Annotated in this window: 15 protein-coding genes; 10 read left to right on the top strand and 5 right to left on the bottom strand. The window is 59.5% G+C overall.

Translation table 11 applies throughout. The features are described from left to right. The first annotated feature begins 193 nt into the window (after positions 1-193). From FHS21_RS08215 to iolB, 5 genes are all read left to right on the top strand, one after another. The gene (locus tag FHS21_RS08215; protein WP_112530496.1) at positions 194-2,122 is read left to right on the top strand and encodes a bifunctional 5-dehydro-2-deoxygluconokinase/5-dehydro-2-deoxyphosphogluconate aldolase; all 1,929 of its coding nucleotides are present in this window, start codon (positions 194-196) and stop codon (positions 2,120-2,122) included. A 24-nt stretch (positions 2,123-2,146) separates the two neighbouring features. Then, positions 2,147-3,997: a 3D-(3,5/4)-trihydroxycyclohexane-1,2-dione acylhydrolase (decyclizing) gene (gene iolD / locus FHS21_RS08210; protein WP_183661619.1), complete on the top strand. Its 1,851-nt coding sequence runs from the start codon at positions 2,147-2,149 to the stop codon at positions 3,995-3,997. 119 nt (positions 3,998-4,116) lie between these two features. Further along, the gene (gene iolE, locus FHS21_RS08205) at positions 4,117-5,034 is read left to right on the top strand and encodes a myo-inosose-2 dehydratase (RefSeq protein ID WP_112530742.1); all 918 of its coding nucleotides are present in this window, start codon (positions 4,117-4,119) and stop codon (positions 5,032-5,034) included. A 14-nt stretch (positions 5,035-5,048) separates the two neighbouring features. Continuing rightward, positions 5,049-5,288: a DUF3329 domain-containing protein gene (locus FHS21_RS08200; RefSeq protein ID WP_112530500.1), complete on the top strand. Its 240-nt coding sequence runs from the start codon at positions 5,049-5,051 to the stop codon at positions 5,286-5,288. Between the two features lie 3 nt (positions 5,289-5,291). Then, complete coding sequence (iolB, locus tag FHS21_RS08195; protein WP_183661617.1) at positions 5,292-6,089, top strand: 5-deoxy-glucuronate isomerase; 798 nt, start codon at positions 5,292-5,294, stop codon at positions 6,087-6,089. 24 nt (positions 6,090-6,113) lie between these two features. On the opposite strand, the gene FHS21_RS08190 is transcribed toward iolB, so the two are convergent. Together FHS21_RS08190 and FHS21_RS08185 are read right to left on the bottom strand one after the other, a co-directional pair. Then, on the bottom strand, positions 6,114-6,755 hold the full coding sequence (locus tag FHS21_RS08190; protein WP_112530504.1) for an NrsF family protein: 642 nt from the start codon (positions 6,753-6,755) through the stop codon (positions 6,114-6,116). After that, positions 6,742-7,296, bottom strand: a complete 555-nt coding sequence (locus FHS21_RS08185; RefSeq protein WP_112530506.1) for a sigma-70 family RNA polymerase sigma factor — start codon at positions 7,294-7,296, stop codon at positions 6,742-6,744. Before FHS21_RS08185 ends, FHS21_RS08190 begins: the two co-directional genes overlap by 14 nt. Positions 7,297-7,498: 202 nt before the next feature. Between FHS21_RS08185 and FHS21_RS08180 the strand changes: the two genes are divergently transcribed. From FHS21_RS08180 to FHS21_RS08160, 5 genes are all read left to right on the top strand, one after another. Further along, complete coding sequence (locus FHS21_RS08180; protein ID WP_112530508.1) at positions 7,499-8,215, top strand: DUF1223 domain-containing protein; 717 nt, start codon at positions 7,499-7,501, stop codon at positions 8,213-8,215. Between the two features lie 103 nt (positions 8,216-8,318). Continuing rightward, positions 8,319-8,609, top strand: a complete 291-nt coding sequence (locus FHS21_RS08175; RefSeq protein ID WP_112530510.1) for a pentapeptide MXKDX repeat protein — start codon at positions 8,319-8,321, stop codon at positions 8,607-8,609. A gap of 98 nt (positions 8,610-8,707) precedes the next feature. Continuing rightward, positions 8,708-9,580, top strand: coding sequence for a cytochrome b/b6 domain-containing protein (locus tag FHS21_RS08170; RefSeq protein WP_112530512.1), 873 nt, complete (start codon positions 8,708-8,710; stop codon positions 9,578-9,580). Continuing rightward, a complete protein-coding gene (locus FHS21_RS08165; RefSeq protein ID WP_112530514.1) occupies positions 9,577-10,350 on the top strand; it encodes a molybdopterin-binding protein in 774 nt (257 codons plus the stop codon). Before FHS21_RS08170 ends, FHS21_RS08165 begins: the two co-directional genes overlap by 4 nt. Before the next feature lie 413 nt (positions 10,351-10,763). Next, the gene (locus FHS21_RS08160) at positions 10,764-11,804 is read left to right on the top strand and encodes a Tim44 domain-containing protein (protein WP_112530516.1); all 1,041 of its coding nucleotides are present in this window, start codon (positions 10,764-10,766) and stop codon (positions 11,802-11,804) included. Positions 11,805-12,040: 236 nt separating this feature from the next. Here FHS21_RS08160 and FHS21_RS08155 read toward each other — a convergent pair whose 3' ends face one another. From FHS21_RS08155 to FHS21_RS08145, 3 genes are read right to left on the bottom strand one after another with little or no spacing between them, the layout of a single operon-like run. Then, a complete protein-coding gene (locus FHS21_RS08155) occupies positions 12,041-14,335 on the bottom strand; it encodes a xanthine dehydrogenase family protein molybdopterin-binding subunit (RefSeq protein ID WP_183661615.1) in 2,295 nt (764 codons plus the stop codon). Further along, the gene (locus FHS21_RS08150) at positions 14,332-15,315 is read right to left on the bottom strand and encodes an FAD binding domain-containing protein (protein WP_183661614.1); all 984 of its coding nucleotides are present in this window, start codon (positions 15,313-15,315) and stop codon (positions 14,332-14,334) included. Before FHS21_RS08150 ends, FHS21_RS08155 begins: the two co-directional genes overlap by 4 nt. Then, a complete protein-coding gene (locus FHS21_RS08145) occupies positions 15,312-15,788 on the bottom strand; it encodes a (2Fe-2S)-binding protein (RefSeq protein WP_112551870.1) in 477 nt (158 codons plus the stop codon). The genes FHS21_RS08150 and FHS21_RS08145 overlap by 4 nt, the downstream gene beginning before the upstream one ends. Positions 15,789-15,838: the final 50 nt, after the last annotated feature.

Raw genomic sequence — 15,838 nt, 5'->3', positions numbered from 1 at the left:
GCTCCGATGTGTATGGTTCTTCCAAAATATACACATTGCATCGGGCATTTTCAACGCCACTGGGTCTCGTCTAGTAGTAGAATATGAAAAAGAACAGACATTCCATATTGACGATTCGATAGAATTATTATTTCATATAGGAAAATTCCTGGCCTGCGTGTGCCGGAGTTTATCAGTCTATCGGGAGGATATCATGGACAGAGCTGATACGGGCCACGCGCTCGATGTCATTACCATCGGCCGCTCGTCCGTCGACCTTTACGGCCAGCAGATCGGCTCCCGGCTCGAGGATATCACTTCCTTCGCCAAGTCGGTCGGTGGATGCCCTGCCAATATAGCGATCGGTACGGCGCGCCTCGGTCTGCGCTCGGCGCTGTTGTCCCGCGTGGGGGACGAGCAGATCGGCCGGTATATACGCGAGCAGATGGTACGCGAAGGCGTCGCGACGGACGGAATCATCACAGATGCGGAGCGGCTGTCGGCCCTTGTTATCCTCTCGGTCGAGAACGACAAGAGTTTTCCGCTGATATTCTACCGTGAGAACTGCGCCGACATGGCGCTTGACGAGGGCGATGTCGATCCTGAATTCATACGTTCGGCGCGCGCCGTCGTGGTCACTGGCACGCATTTTTCCAAGCCAAAGCCCGATGCGGCGCAACGCAAGGCCATTCGTCTGATGAAAGAAGCGGGCGGGAAGGTTGTGTTCGATATCGACTATCGCCCCAATTTGTGGGGACTGGCAGGACACAGCGAGGGCGATAGCCGCTACATCGCCTCCGACGCCGTATCCAGCCACCTGAAGACCGTCCTTGCCGATTGCGACCTGATCGTCGGCACGGAAGAGGAAGTGCTGATTGCGTCGGGTGAAGAGGATCTTCTCAGCGCGTTGAAAACCATTCGGGCGCTATCGAGCGGAACGATCGTATTGAAGCGCGGCCCGATGGGCTGCATCGTTTACGAAGGCGCGATTTCCGACGATCTCGAGGATGGCATTGTCGGCAAGGGCTTTCCGATTGAAGTGTTCAACGTTCTCGGCGCGGGAGATGCCTTCATGTCGGGCTTCCTGCGCGGCTGGCTCGGCGGCGAACCGCTGGCGACAGCGGCAACCTGGGCCAATGCATGCGGTGCGTTCGCGGTGTCGCGACTGCTCTGCGCACCCGAGATTCCGACCTTCGAGGAACTGCAATATTTCCTCAAGCATGGCAGCAAATTTCACGCCCTGCGCAAGGACGAGGCAATCAACCATGTGCATTGGGCGACGACGCGGCGGCGCGAAATACCGTCGATGATGACCTTTGCCATCGATCATCGCGTGCAGCTGGAAGATCTCGCGCAAAAGGTCGGTGCCGACGCTGCCAAAATCCGCGCATTCAAGGAGCTGGCAGTAAAGGCGGCGGCGAAGGTCGCCGATGGCCGTGACGGTTATGGAATGCTGCTTGACGAGAAGTTCGGGCGCGAGGCGATGTTCGAATTCGCCCGTCATAATTTCGACTGGCTCGGACGGCCGGTGGAATTGCCTGGGTCGCGTCCGCTGCGCTTCGAGTTTTCACAGGATATCGGCTCGCAACTGGCGGAATGGCCTGTGGACCATTGCATCAAGTGCCTGTGCTTCTACCACCCGGACGATCCGGCCGATTTGAAGCTGGAACAGCAGCAGAAGTTGCGCACGCTGTTCGAAGCGGCGCGCAAGGTCGGACGCGAACTGCTGATCGAAATCATCGCCGGCAAGCACGGCAAGCTCGACGACAACACCATTCCGCGAGCGCTGGAAGAACTCTATACGCTGGGTATCAAACCGGACTGGTGGAAGCTCGAGCCGCAGGCCTCGACGACGGCCTGGAAGAACATCGAGGCAGTGATCGAAAAGCATGATCCCTGGTGCCGCGGTGTCGTGCTGCTTGGGCTGGAAGCGCCACATGACGAGCTCGAGGCAGCATTTGCCGCGACCGCTGGGGCGCCCATTGTCAAGGGCTTTGCCGTCGGCCGGACATTGTTCATGGACGCGGCGGAAGGCTGGTTGTCGGGCAAACTCTCAGATGAGGCGGCGATCGACGATATGGCCGATCGTTTTGAAAAATTGACCAAGGCCTGGCTTGCCAGCCGCAACAAACAAGCGGCATAGCATATAGCCCGGGAGGAGACTGACATGACGAAGACAATACGCCTGACCATGGCACAGGCCCTGACGCGGTTTCTGAGCCAGCAGATGACGGTGATCGACGGCAAGAAAGTACCTGTCTTTGCGGGCGTCTGGGCCATTTTCGGCCATGGCAATGTCGCCGGTCTCGGCGAGGCGCTTTATCAGGTCCGCGAAGAACTACCGACCTATCGCGCCCATAACGAACAGGCGATGGCCCATGCCGCTATTGCCTTTGCCAAGGCGACTTTCCGCCGCCGCATGATGGCGGTGACGAGTTCCGTTGGGCCCGGTGCAACGAACATGGTGACGGCTGCCGCGCTGGCGCATGTCAACCGCCTGCCGCTTTTGCTCTTGCCTGGCGATGTCTTCGCCAACCGTGTTCCGGATCCTGTGCTGCAGCAGGTGGAATCTTTTGGCGATGGCACAGTTTCCGCCAATGATTGCTTTCGGCCGGTGTCGCGCTATTTCGATCGTATCACGCGGCCGGAACAGATCATCCCTGCGCTGCAACGAACAATGACCGTGCTCACCGACCCTGCCGAATGCGGGCCGGTAACGCTCGCCCTGTGCCAGGATGTGCAGGCCGAAGCCTATGACTATCCGGAAAGCTTCTTCGAGGAGCGGCTTTGGGCACCGAGACGCCCGCGGCCCGATGTCGGCGAGCTCGCCGCCGCAATCGGCGCGCTGCGTTCGGCGGAAAAGCCGCTGGTGATCGCCGGCGGCGGTGTCATCTATTCCGAAGCCTCCCGCGAACTCGCCGATTTCGTCGAGGCGGCCGGTATTCCGGTCTGCGAGACCCAGGGCGGCAAATCCTCGCTGCCGGACAGGCACCCGCTCAACATGGCGGCTGTCGGCGTCACCGGGACGTCAGCAGCCAACCGGCTGGCGCAGGAGGCCGATGTCATCCTCGCGGTCGGAACGCGGCTCCAGGACTTCACCACCGGCTCGTGGGCATTGTTCCAGAATACCGAGAAGACCTTTATCGGCCTCAACATCCAGCCGTTCGATGCGGCCAAGCACCGGGCGTTGCCGCTGGTGGGTGATGCACGGGAGGGCCTGATCGAACTTGCCGCCGGGCTCAAGAACTATCGCGCTCCGAAACGCTGGACCGAGAAAGCCGAAAATGGCAAGGCGGAATGGCAGAGAGCTGCGGCAAAGGTCACAGGCCCGACAAATGTATCGCTGCCTTCTGACGCGCAGGTCATAGGTGCCGTTCAACGAACCATGGGCAGCGAAGCCACTGTCCTGCACGCGGCAGGAGGCTTGCCGGGCGAAATGCACAAGCTCTGGCAGGCAGGCGCACCCGGCTCGTACCATGCCGAATATGGTTTCTCCTGCATGGGTTATGAGATCGCGGGTGGGCTCGGCGCCAAGATGGCCAAGCCTGACGATGAGGTTGTGGTCATGATTGGCGATGGCTCCTACATGATGCTGAATTCGGAGATCGCCACATCGGTGATGCTCGGCCAGAAGATCAACATCGTACTGCTCGACAATCGTGGCTATGGCTGTATCAACCGGCTGCAGATGGGCACAGGCGGGGCGAACTTCAACAATCTCTTTCGGGACACGAAACACGAGGTCCTGCTGGAGATAGATTTCGCTGCACACGCCCGCAGCCTTGGCGCGATATCCGAGAAGGTAGCGTCGATTGCAGAACTCGAAAGCGCTCTCGCACGGGCCAAGCAGAACGATCGCACGACGGTTGTGGTGATCGATACCGATCCGCTGGTTTCGACGGAAGAGGGCGGTGCATGGTGGGATGTCGCTGTGCCTGAGGTCAGCCAGCGCAGCGAGGTCAATGCCAAGCGCAAGGCCTATGAGGAAGCGATCAAGCTGAGGTCGGTCGGCAACTAAATGTCGTGGCGAATGATCGTACCCCTCTGGCCAGAGGGGGTGACAGGTTATAGAGCCGGGTGATGACGGCTGGTTCTCGACTGGCAAAAACAAAACCTCAATTCGGAATGGAGAATGACGTGAAGGCAAAACTGGGCATGTCCCCGATCGCATGGTGGAACGATGATCTCGCGGAGCTCAGTGACGACGTCTCGCTGGAGGAGTGCCTTCGCCAATCGCGTTCTGCGGGCTTTACCGGCATGGAAATGGGCCGCCGATTTCCCAACGATCCAGATGTGATGCTGCCGATCCTGCGGGAGGCGGATGTTACGCTGTGCGGCGGTTGGTTCTCGGGCACGCTGGTTGACGAGGATCTGGCGAAGAACAAGGACCGCATCCAGCCGATGATCGACCTTTTCAAGGCCGTGAATGCGCCCTGCATCGTCTACGGCGAGGTCGGCCGCTCGATCCAGGGCGATCGATCCAGGCCCCTGGCTACCAAACCGAAACTCGGCGACGAGGAGATGAAGGCCTATGCTCGCAAGGTCACCGAGTTCGGTGAATGGTGCGCACAGCAGGGGATGCCGCTCTCCTACCATCACCACATGGCCGCAGTCGTCGAAACCGAACCGGAGCTCGACGCCTTCATGAAATATTCGGGCGAGGGTATTCCGCTCCTGCTGGATGCCGGCCATCTGGCCTTCGCTGGCGGCGATGTACTGCGCGCAATCGACAATCATCACCGGCGGATCAACCACGTGCATGTCAAGGATGTCCGCATGCCGGTGATCGACGGTCTGGACCGCTCGAGGCAGTCCTTCCTCGACGCGGTTGCCCTCGGCGCCTTCACCGTACCGGGTGACGGCTCGCTGGATTTCGGTGCAATCGTCCAAAAGTTTGCCGATTACGGCTATGAGGGCTGGTTCGTGGTCGAGGCCGAACAGGATCCGAAGAAAAATCCACCGCTCAAGATGGCGCAAGTCGGTTATAAGGAACTGATGCGGGTTATGAGTGCCGCCGGCTATACGGTCGAGACTCAGGGTTTCCCCAAGGGTTGAAAAGTGGGTTAAACATGAACAAAGACAGTAATCACCCCTGGTTTCGCCCGCTCTGGCGGCGCGTTGCAGTTGTGGCGTTCTGCATCGCCTGGTCGATCTTCGAGTTCGCGACCGGTACGCCGTTCTGGGGCATCATCGTTTTGGCTTTCGCCGCCTACGGGATCTGGCAGTTCTTCATCATCTTCGATGCATCCGAACCCATTGAGCCGGCGGAAACTGTCAAGTCGGAAGACGCTGGCACCGATAAGGAGTAAACCATGTCGAAACTGCTTTTGAAGGCCATGCAAGGCCCGGGCCATGTGGCTCACGTGACGCCTGAAATAGCGGGCTGGACCTATGTCGGTTTCGATTTGCACAAGCTGGATGCCGGCCAGTCGGTTTGCGGAAAAACGGAAGACAAGGAAGTCTGCCTGGTCTTCGTGACGGGCAAGGGCAAAGTCACGGCCAATGGCGAGGACCTCGGGCTGCTCGGAGACCGCATGTCGCCCTTCGAAGGCAAGCCTTGGTCAGTGTATCTGCCGGAGGGATCCGATTGGTGGGTCTCCGCGGAGACGGATGTCGAAATTGCGGTCTGTTCGGCGCCGGGGCTTGGCGGTGGATTGCCGGTGAGGATAATTTCGCCGGAGGGTCTCAGTCAAGAGACACGCGGCAAGGGTACCAATACACGCTACGTCACCAATATTCTGCCGGAGAACGAGCCTGCGGATTCGCTCTTGGTCGTGGAGGTGATCACACCGGGCGGCCATACGTCGAGCTACCCGCCGCACAAGCACGACCAAGACAACCTTCCCGCAGAGTCCTATCTGGAAGAGACCTATTATCACCGCTTCAACCCTCGCCAGGGCTTTGGCTTTCAGCGGGTCTATACGGATGACCGCGCGCTGGACGAGGCCATGGCTATCGAGGACGGCGATGTGGTGATGGTCCCCAAGGGTTATCACCCCTGCGCCGCCTGCCACGGCTACGATCTCTATTATCTCAACGTCATGGCAGGACCAAAGCGCACGTGGAAATTCCACAATGCGGTCGAGCATGAATGGCTGGTAGCAAAATAAGCTCCGCAAGGGTAATAGCCAGAGCTACCACCGCAGCACGAAACGCCCGGCAATGGCGCCGATCAGGCCGGGGATCAGAATGCCGAGCGTGTACCAGACCGCAATGAACGGCATGGCGCTTTCATCGCAGTGGAACGAGTAAACCAGTGAAGCAATGGCGCCGGCGGCAAGACCCGCCGCAGCACCTGCAACGGTCAGGCGCGTCGGCGCCAGCCCGCGCAGCACCCAGAACGCGCCGACCAGCAAGGGCAGTGACAGCATGACGATGTTGCGGGTACAAACAGCAACCGTATGGCCCGTCATCATCGCCATATGTTGATCAGGTGGTGTCATCGCCAGTTTCGCCATGGCGAGAACGATCATCACCACGATCGTCGCGGCCATCAGAGCGAGACTGACCCGGATGCTGCCGAGCGGATAAGCGATGCGCTTGACCGCCCAGACACCAGCTACAGCGAGTATCAGCGTATAGGCGAACTTGGTCCAGAACATCATCGTTCCCGCCGCCGTCATCATGTCGGGTCGCATGCCGAGCCAGAAGTACATCATGGCGGACGAGACAAGGAGGCTAATGCCGAGGCCGATCACGACCCGCCATAGAACGGCCAAGCGCGATACCGGCTTCAACTCGCCGGTCAGGCGGGCGATCAGGTCATCGGTCGTCATCTGCCCGTCCTTTCAACTTCGCTGCAATCGCCTTGATTCCTCTGTGTATCCCTACCTTGACCGAAGCTTCCGAAAGTCCGGTGCTTTGCGCAACCTCGGCGATAGACTGGCCTTCGATCTTCGTCCTGTAGATCAGGTCCCGCGATTTTTCCGGCACCGATTGCAGTAGCCGCTCCACATCCATGCGATCGGCTGCGGCGTCGGACTGGTCAACAGCGAACAGATCCTCCGCATCGTCGAGCGGAACCGTTGCGCGAATACGGTTTCGCCTGAAATGATCGATCAGCTTGTAGCGTGCGATCGCATGCAGCCACGCTGTAAAAGGCCGGTCGGTCTCATATGTCGCGCGCCGTGTATGCAGCGACATCAGGGTTTCCTGCACGAGGTCGTCGGCGTCGCCTTTGTGCGCATCCGACAACCGGCGGAGGAAATAGAAGCGCAGATGCCTGGCAAGGTCATTCAGGAGAATGCCATAGCTCCGCGCATCGCCATCGAGGCTCGCGAGCATCAGTTCTTTCAACCGCGTTTCGACCGGATTCACTCCGTTTCAATCCTTATTCGCGCGATGCGGGATAAAGGTTACAGATGAGATGGAACATGGCGGAACGTCAATGCTTGAAACAGGATTCCACCAAAGAATGATCACCAAACCGTGATCGCTGTAACCTATTTCTGGTTCCCTTCGTATTCCCTGATGTGACCGGCACACATGACCGATCATTCACAGTTTTCAGGAGTTGATGATGGGAATTCAGCCAAAGCGCTCTCATATGGTGTCCATCGCATTGACCGCCGCAACTGTCATGCTTGGCGCGGGCGGTGGAGCCTATGCCGACACCTCGCGGCCGCTCACCGTGGTCGAACTCTTCACCAGCCAAGGCTGTTCTTCCTGCCCGCCGGCAAATGCCAATCTGATCGAGCTTAGCAAGCGCCCGGGTATCCTAGCCCTAAGCTTTGGAGTGACCTATTGGGACCGTCTCGGGTGGAAGGATATTTTTGCCAAGCCAGAATATACGGACCGCCAGGAAGTCTACGAGACGCCGCTTGGCCGCGATGGACCTTTCACGCCGCAAATGGTGGTTAACGGGCGCGCCGATGTTGTCGGCAACAGGATTTCCGAAGTGGACCAGCTCATCAAGACGCAAGGGACCCTCAGCGCGCCGCGACTGGACTTGAAAAGTCATTCCCTGACGATCGGCGAAGGCAAGGCGCCCGGCGGCAATGCGGATATCTGGCTCGTCACCTATAATGACCAGACCGTAAACGTGCCGGTTAGAAGCGGCGAGAATAGCGGCCACACGCTTCCCCATAAAAACGTCGTTCATAGCCTGACCAAAGTCGGTAGCTGGAGCGGCAAGCCGCAGACGGTGACTTTTCCCGCTACCAAGCCGGGGCTGCGGACAGCCGTTCTCATACAGACACCGAATGGCGGGCCGATACTCGCCGCCGCTACCGAATAAATCAAGCATTCCTGGTGTTCCCAGGATCACGCGGATGTCAAAGGGCATCTGAAACTCGAAGACACTTGCATTCGTGTCTCATTCAAACCAAGGGAGAACATCCATGAACATTCTCACACGCAGCATCGCGCTTTCGGCTTTCGCTTTGACAACAGCATTTGCTGGAGCCAGCATTGCCCAGGCCGAAGACGCCATGAAGCCCATGAACAAGGCTGACTGCATGAAACATGCCGGCATGGAAAAAGACGCCATGAAGAAGGATTCCATGATGAAGGAATGCGACACAATGGCGATGAAAAAGGATACAATGACGAAAAGCACCATGACGAAAAAGGATGCGATGAAGCCTGATGCCATGGGCACGATGGCTCCGAAGAAGAAGACGACAAACTAATATTTGATTGGGTTATGCGTGGTTCGCCGTTCTACAAGCGGCAAGCTCGTCAAAGGGTGAACCACGTACAACCAATTTCCAGTACCATGGAGGCTCGAATGGCAAGCGTCACATCAGGTGTCACCGACACCGCCAAGCCGAAGAAGGTTTTGTTCTACCGCCATTCCGTGGCGGTGCGCATCACCCACTGGCTGAACGTCTTGTGCCTGAGCTTCCTCCTTATGAGCGGCCTGCAAATCTTCAACGCCCATCCAAATCTTTATTGGGGCCAATACGGCGCCGATGCGCTTCCCGACCCTTCGTTCATTTCCATCGGTGCTGTCGAGGATGGCAATACGATCAAGGGCGTGACACGCATCGGTTCGCTTTCAGTGAATACGACCGGTGTGCTCGGCGCCTCGACCGAGGACGGTGAACTGAGCCCGCGTGCTTTCCCCGCCTGGATCACCATCCCAAGCTATCAAGATCTTGCGACGGGCCGTCGCTGGCACTTCTTCTTCGCCTGGTTCTTCGTCATCAATGGTCTGGTCTATCTGCTTTATGGCCTGATCGGCCGGCATTTCCGCCGCGATATCGTACCAACCAAGGATCAATTGACGCCAAGCCATCTGGCGCAGGAGATAGCAGACCATGCCCGGCTGAAGTTTCCCAAGGGCGAGAAAGCGCGGCATTATAATTCCCTGCAGAAGCTGACCTATATGGCAATTATCTTCATCATCCTGCCGTTGATGGTGCTTACCGGGCTGACCATGTCGCCGGGCTTCAATGCGATCTTCCCCTGGCTGCTCGACGTCTTCGGCGGCCGGCAGTCGGCCCGTACCCTCCATTTCATCAGCGCGTCGCTCATCGTCATCTTCGTTATCGTTCATATCGTCATGGTGCTGGTTTCCGGCGTCTGGAACAATTTGCGATCGATGATCACCGGCTACTACGCGCTGAAATTTGAACAAAAAGACGAGGTGTCGAAATGAGCTTCGATCTCACCCGCCGCCGTTTCCTGATCGGCTCGAGTGTCGCGGCAACAGGGCTGCTCACAGGCTGTGATGCGATGGTGCAAAGCACGACCGTCAACGACATCCTGCAAAAAGCCGAGTCGCTAACGATGGGCGCGCAGCGATTGCTGATGTCGCAGCAGACTTTGGCACGTGAATTTTCCGAGGCTGATCTGTCCCCGGTCTTCAAGGCAAATGGCACTTCGCAACCCGACAGCGAGGACTATGCGCGCATGACGGAAAACAATTTCGCCGACTGGAAGCTCGTCGTGAACGGCATGGTGAAAACGCCGCTGAACCTGTCGCTGGCCGACCTCAAGGCGATGCCGTCGCGCACCCAGATCACCCGGCACGACTGCGTGGAAGGCTGGAGTGCTATCGGCAAGTGGACCGGCGTGCCGCTCGGCCTCGTGCTGGAAAAGGCTGGCCTTGCACCCGGCGCCCGCTACGCGGTGTTCCATTGTGCCGATGACCTAGAACCATCACTCGACGGCAGCGGCCGGTATTATGAAAGCATCGATCTCGTCGATGCCTGGCATCCGCAGACGATCCTTGCCTACGGCATGAATGGCAAGGACCTCGAAGTCGCCCATGGCGCGCCGCTGCGGCTGCGCGTCGAACGTCAGCTCGGCTACAAGCACGCCAAATACGTCATGGGAATTGAGCTCGTGGACAGTTTCAAGAACCTCGCGGGAGGCAAGGGCGGCTTTTGGGAGGATCGGGGTTACGAGTGGTACGCCGGCATTTAAAACCTTTCGATTTATTCATCCCGATGGCCATCTGATGCAGTTTTCTGCGATCCTTTGTGCTTGAGCAGGTTTGCGATGCTGCTGTGCGTGGTTCGACAAGCTCACCATGAGGGAGGTGATTTGGTTGCAGGGAGCCACAATTTGCCTAGCAAGAAGCCAAGATTTGCGTGGCAAGGGATCAACCTCTCAAAGGTTGGTAGCCATCCATACAATCCTCAACCTCCCTACATACAATCCCCAACCTCCCTCATGGTGAGCCCCGTCGAACCACGCACAACAGCATTGTCGATATTGTTAAGTGAGATCGGAACGAGACTCATCCAAAATTTGCGTTCGATCCTTCAAATCGACCTTGGCGGTCACCATATGCGTGGACGAAGTGTCACATGACACGCATAGAGGAGATCAATTGCATGCCGCTTTACCTTTCTCGCCTTGGCCGGATAGCCGCGATACTCGTCATAGGATTGGCGGTATCGTTCAGCGCTGTCTATGAGGCCGATGCCCGGCGCGCCGGCGGTTTTGGTGGCGGTGGTTTCGGCAGCCGCGGCTCGCGTACCTTCCAGGCACCTGCGCCAACGCGCACGGCACCGGCACCGGCTGCGCCGATCGAGCGTTCGATGACGCCGAGGCCGCAAAACCAGCCGGGCGCGACGGCGCCGACGGCGGCGCAGCAACGTCCGGGATTGTTCGGCGGCATGGGCCGTTCGCTGCTGGGTGGCCTGCTGCTGGGCGGCCTGCTCGGCGCGTTCCTCGGATATGGCTTCGGTGGAGCTGCCGGCATGCTTGGCATGCTTTTGCAGATCGCATTGGTGATCGGAGCGGTCATGCTCGCCATGCGCTTCTTCCGTTCGCGCCAGTCTTCGCCGGCGGCAGCCGGTCCGACGCAAGGTTTTGGACGCAACGCCTATGATGAAGAGCCATCGAACGTCTCGCCGATGCGCGTACCGACGATAGGTTCTGCCTCGAACCAGAATACGGCGGGGCAGGCTCCTGCAGGTAACAGTCATGGCTATGCTTCGGCGGGCCTTGCTGCGGCATCGGATGAAATCGGCCTCAAGCAGGATGATCTCGACGCGTTCGAGAAACTTCTGACCGAGGTGCAGACGGCCTATGGCAAAGAGGATTACGCCACGCTGCGCAATCTTACCACGCCGGAAGCCATGTCCTACCTCGCGGAAGAGCTCGGCCAGAATGCGACGGACGGGCTGCGCAACAGCGTCTCCGATGTGAAGCTCCTGCAGGCCGATATCGCCGAAGCCTGGGCCGAAGGCGACGCGCAATACGCGACGACCGCCATGCGCTATGAGAGCGTCGATTCGATGGTGGACAGGCAGACCGGACGCGTCGTCAAGGGCGATGAAGAGCAGCCGTCGCAGACGACCGAGGTCTGGACGTTCGTGCGCAAGCCCAACTCGGACTGGAAGCTGGCAGCCATTCAGGACGCCGCCTAGGAGACCATTTGATTACTTCAGCCTGATAGCCATCTGATGCAGTTTTCTCCGCTTCCGGTGCTCACGGACCAATAAGTCCGCTGCGCTCCGGGTCTCGAAAACCACACCAGCTCGCTCATCAGGCTGAATTCTCAAACGGTCTCCCGCACTACCGACGTTTCATAATCTCAAACGTAAGATGTTCGACAAAGAAAACCCGGCACGAGTGCCGGGTTTTCTTTTTCCGAGAAGGGATGCTAGATCAGCTTTTCGAGCGTGATCGGCAGATCGCGGACACGTATGCCGGTGGCATGGTAGACCGCATTGGCGATGGCCGGCGCGACGCCGACGATGGCGAGTTCACCTACGGCCTTGCCGCCGAGAATCGAAGCGTTTGTATCCGGGATGCCGACCGAGATGACCTCGAGATGAGGGATGTCCGCATTGGTCGGGACGAGGTAGTCGCCGAGGTTATTGTTCATCACGTGGCCATTGCGCTGATCGACAAGGCCTTCCTCGAGGAGGGCCTGACCGATGCCCATGATGATCCCGCCCTTCCACTGACTTTCGGCCAGCTTGGGATTGTAGAGCCGGCCCGAATCCAGTGCCGACACCATGCGGGAAACGCGGACCGTGCCGAAATCCACATCGACCCGCACCTCGACGAAATGCACGCACCAGCTGTGCATGGAGTAGTCGCCCTCGGTCGGTGAAAGCATGGTCGAGATCGTCGTGAAGTTGCGGAAATGGTCATCCTTGTTGCGCAGGTTTTCCGGCAGCGTGTTGCGCAGAGCCTCGATACTATTTCGCCCTGTGCGTCGCATCACCTCGGCGATGGCAACACTTGAACCCGCATCACGCGGCGACGACATCTGCCCGCCCTCGATGGTCAGCGTATTGGCCTGCAGATCGCGGAACGGCGAATTCGGATCGTTGATGGCAAGACCGATCAGTTCGTCGCGGGCGGCAAGAGCTGCTACGTGCACCGCGCCGGTCATCAGGTTGGCAAGTTGTGAACCACCGGCAACAGGGGCGCGCGGCAGTGAAGAGTCGCCGAGCTTGACCACGACTGTCTCGACGGGAACACCGATCGCCTCGGCCGCCGTCTGCGCGAGGATCGTATAGGTGCCCTGACCCATGTCGATGCCGCTGCTGGCGACCTCGATGGTGCCATTGCTGAGGATGCGGACCATGGCTTCGCCCGGCGTGCGGCGAACCGGGTACGTGCCCGCGGCAACGCCGTAGCCGATCAGCTGCTTGCCTTCGCGCATGGAGCGGACGCTTGGGCTGCGTTTGGCCCAGCCGAAAGCTTCAGCGCCCGCAGCATAGGCTTCACGCAAGCGGCGCGTCGACCACGGCTTTTTGGCGTGCGGGTCCTCTTCGGCATAATTGAGCAGGCGGATATCGAGCGGATCGATGCCGACCTCGTAGGCCAGTTCGTCGATGGCGCATTCGATGCCGAAGGCGCTGGGGTTTTCACCGGGCGCGCGCAAGGCTCCGGGCTTGACCGTATTTACCGGCACGATGTTCTGGCGCGACGAAAAATTCGGAACCGCATACATGATCGAGGTGACCGAGCCCAAGGGTTCGATCGCGACGTCGTCCATCGACGTCTCGTTGGCACTGCGATGCACGATCGACAGCAGCTTGCCTTCGCGGGTAGCACCGAGTGCGATGGTCTGCCGTGTCGCGGGCCGGCCACCGAAAGCGGTGAACGTCTGCGGCCGCGTGATGGCAAGCTTGACGGGACGGTCGAGCATTTTTGCGGCGATGGCCGCAACCGCGCCGTAGCGCGTGGGCAACGCCTTCGAACCGAAACCGCCGCCGATATAGGGTGACAACATACGCACGTTCTCGAATGGAATGCTGAACCATTCTGCATAGGTGCGGGACATGCCGTCGATCCATTGGCTGGGCTCCCACAGGGTCAGCATATCGCCTTCCCAATGAGCAATCAGGCCGTGCGGCTCGATGGGCACGTTGTATTCGCGCGGTGTCTTGTACTCCTGCTCGATGCGGACTGGAGCAATGGCGAGCGCAGCGTCAGCGTCGCCCCATTCCTTGGTCATCATGTCGATCGGATAGCCCTCGCCGGACCGCGGATCATCGAAACTCGAAATCGGTGCGGTCTCTTCATACGTGACCTTGACGAGTGCTGCGGCAGCCGTCGCCTGCTCGAAGGTCTCGGCGATGACAGCGGCAATGTGCTGGCCGGCGAAAGTGATCTCGCGTGCCAGCGGCTCGTAGGGAACAGCCGGCGGCGGTGCGCCAGTCCAGTCGGTCGCGGTCTTGATCGGCAAGGCGTTGTCCGGTGTCAGAACGACGAGAACGCCGGGATAGGCCTCGGCAGCGCTCGTATCGATAGCGACGACGCGGCCGGAAGCGATCGTGCTGTCAACGATGACTGCGTAGACCATGCCTTCCGGAGAGTGTTCCATCGCATAATCAGCGGCGCCTGTGATCTTGGCCGGGCCGTCGATGCGGGCAAGACGTCCGCCGAGCAACCCGTCGGAGGCGTCGCCGCGTTTCATTTTGGTGTCGACTATGGTCATGCCAAAGCTCCCGATTTCAGGATGGCGCGTTCAACGACGCGGGGGGCGAGCTCGATCTTGTAGTGATTGCCGCCATGGGCAACGGCGCCCTCGACGGCGAGACGGCTCGCGCTCTTGACGGTTTCCGGCTCGACGACCTTGCCGCGAAGCGCATCTTCGACGGCGCGGGCGCGCCAGGGTTTGGTTGCAACACCGCCGAGACCGATCCGGATATCGCGAATGGTCTCGTGATCCGCCTCGAACTCGATGCCAACAGCAGCGCTTGCGGCGGCGAACTCATAGGATTGGCGGTCGCGCACCTTCAGGTAAGTGGAGTGCCGCGCGGCAGCTGAGGCGGGGATGGTGATCGTAGTGATCATCTCGCCTGGCTGCATGGCGTGTTCCTTGTGCGGTGTGGTGCCGGGCAAGAGGAAGAAATCGTCGATGGGAACCTTGCGTTCGCCAAGATGCACGACGGCATCGAAGGCGACGAGCGCAGCGGCGAGGTCACCCGGATAGGTTGCGATGCAGGCGTCGCTTGTGCCGAGAACCGCATGGCCGCGATTGACGCCTTCCATGGCGGAGCAGCCGCTACCCGGGACGCGTTTGTTGCAGGCGGGAAAGCTTGCCGGGTCGCGGAAATAGGCACAGCGCGTGCGCTGCAGAAGATTGCCTCCGATTGTCGCCATGTTGCGGATCTGCGCCGAAGCCGCCTGCCAGAGCGCTTCCGATACCGCGGGAAACCCGGCAAGGATTGCGGGATCGGCAGCGACGCGGCTCATTTTTGCGAGGGCGCCGATGAAAGCGCCTTCGGCATCGACACGGATGGTATCGAGACCTTTGAGGTGGGTGACATCGACAACCCGTTCAGGCGCGTTGACACCGCATTTGGCGAGATCGAGCAAAGTGGTGCCGCCGGCGAGCAGCATGGTTGCGGGCATGGCCGCAGCGCTCAGCGCTTCGTCGACCGAGCCGGCGCGCAGATAGGAGAAATCTCTCATGACATCACCTTTGCAGCTTCGCGGACCGCCTCGACAATGTGCGGATAGGCGCCGCAGCGGCAGAGATTGCCCGACATATATTCGCGGATTTCATCGTCGGAGCCCGCATGGCCTTCGCGGATGCAGGAAACGGCGGACATGATCTGGCCCGGCGTGCAGTAGCCGCACTGGAAGGCGTCATGTTCGAGGAAGGCGGACTGGACGGGGTGGAGTTCGGCTCCGGGATCGGACAGCCCTTCGATGGTGGTGACCGCGCGGCCTTCGACCTGAACTGCCAGCGTCAGACAGGAAAGCACACGCTCGCCGTCGACATGAACAGTGCAGGCACCGCATTGGCCCTGATCGCAGCCTTTCTTGGTGCCGGTGAGTTCGAGATGATCGCGCAGCGCATCGAGAAGTGTCACGCGCGGTTCGACGGCGAGGGTATGTGCCTGGCCATTGATTTCGAGATTGATGGTGGTTTGATTGCTCATGGGAGTCCTGCTCCTTAGGTCGTAAACTGATAAATCTGGTGAAAATGGCG

Source organism: Phyllobacterium trifolii, assembly GCF_014192095.1.
GTDB lineage: Bacteria > Pseudomonadota > Alphaproteobacteria > Rhizobiales > Rhizobiaceae > Phyllobacterium > Phyllobacterium trifolii.
This window is presented reverse-complemented; position numbering and strand designations above follow the sequence as displayed.

Excerpts from the sequence above, each read along its gene's own strand:
- FHS21_RS08215 (WP_112530496.1), top strand. The coding sequence starts at position 194 with ATGGACAGAGCTGATACGGGCCACGCGCTCGATGTCATTACCATCGGC.
- iolD (WP_183661619.1), top strand. The coding sequence starts at position 2,147 with ATGACGAAGACAATACGCCTGACCATGGCACAGGCCCTGACGCGGTTT.
- FHS21_RS08200 (WP_112530500.1), top strand. The coding sequence starts at position 5,049 with ATGAACAAAGACAGTAATCACCCCTGGTTTCGCCCGCTCTGGCGGCGC.
- iolB (WP_183661617.1), top strand. The coding sequence starts at position 5,292 with ATGTCGAAACTGCTTTTGAAGGCCATGCAAGGCCCGGGCCATGTGGCT.
- FHS21_RS08190 (WP_112530504.1), bottom strand. The coding sequence starts at position 6,755 with ATGACGACCGATGACCTGATCGCCCGCCTGACCGGCGAGTTGAAGCCG.
- FHS21_RS08180 (WP_112530508.1), top strand. The coding sequence starts at position 7,499 with ATGGGAATTCAGCCAAAGCGCTCTCATATGGTGTCCATCGCATTGACC.
- FHS21_RS08175 (WP_112530510.1), top strand. The coding sequence starts at position 8,319 with ATGAACATTCTCACACGCAGCATCGCGCTTTCGGCTTTCGCTTTGACA.
- FHS21_RS08170 (WP_112530512.1), top strand. The coding sequence starts at position 8,708 with ATGGCAAGCGTCACATCAGGTGTCACCGACACCGCCAAGCCGAAGAAG.
- FHS21_RS08165 (WP_112530514.1), top strand. The coding sequence starts at position 9,577 with ATGAGCTTCGATCTCACCCGCCGCCGTTTCCTGATCGGCTCGAGTGTC.
- FHS21_RS08160 (WP_112530516.1), top strand. The coding sequence starts at position 10,764 with ATGCCGCTTTACCTTTCTCGCCTTGGCCGGATAGCCGCGATACTCGTC.
- FHS21_RS08155 (WP_183661615.1), bottom strand. The coding sequence starts at position 14,335 with ATGACCATAGTCGACACCAAAATGAAACGCGGCGACGCCTCCGACGGG.
- FHS21_RS08150 (WP_183661614.1), bottom strand. The coding sequence starts at position 15,315 with ATGAGAGATTTCTCCTATCTGCGCGCCGGCTCGGTCGACGAAGCGCTG.
- FHS21_RS08145 (WP_112551870.1), bottom strand. The coding sequence starts at position 15,788 with ATGAGCAATCAAACCACCATCAATCTCGAAATCAATGGCCAGGCACAT.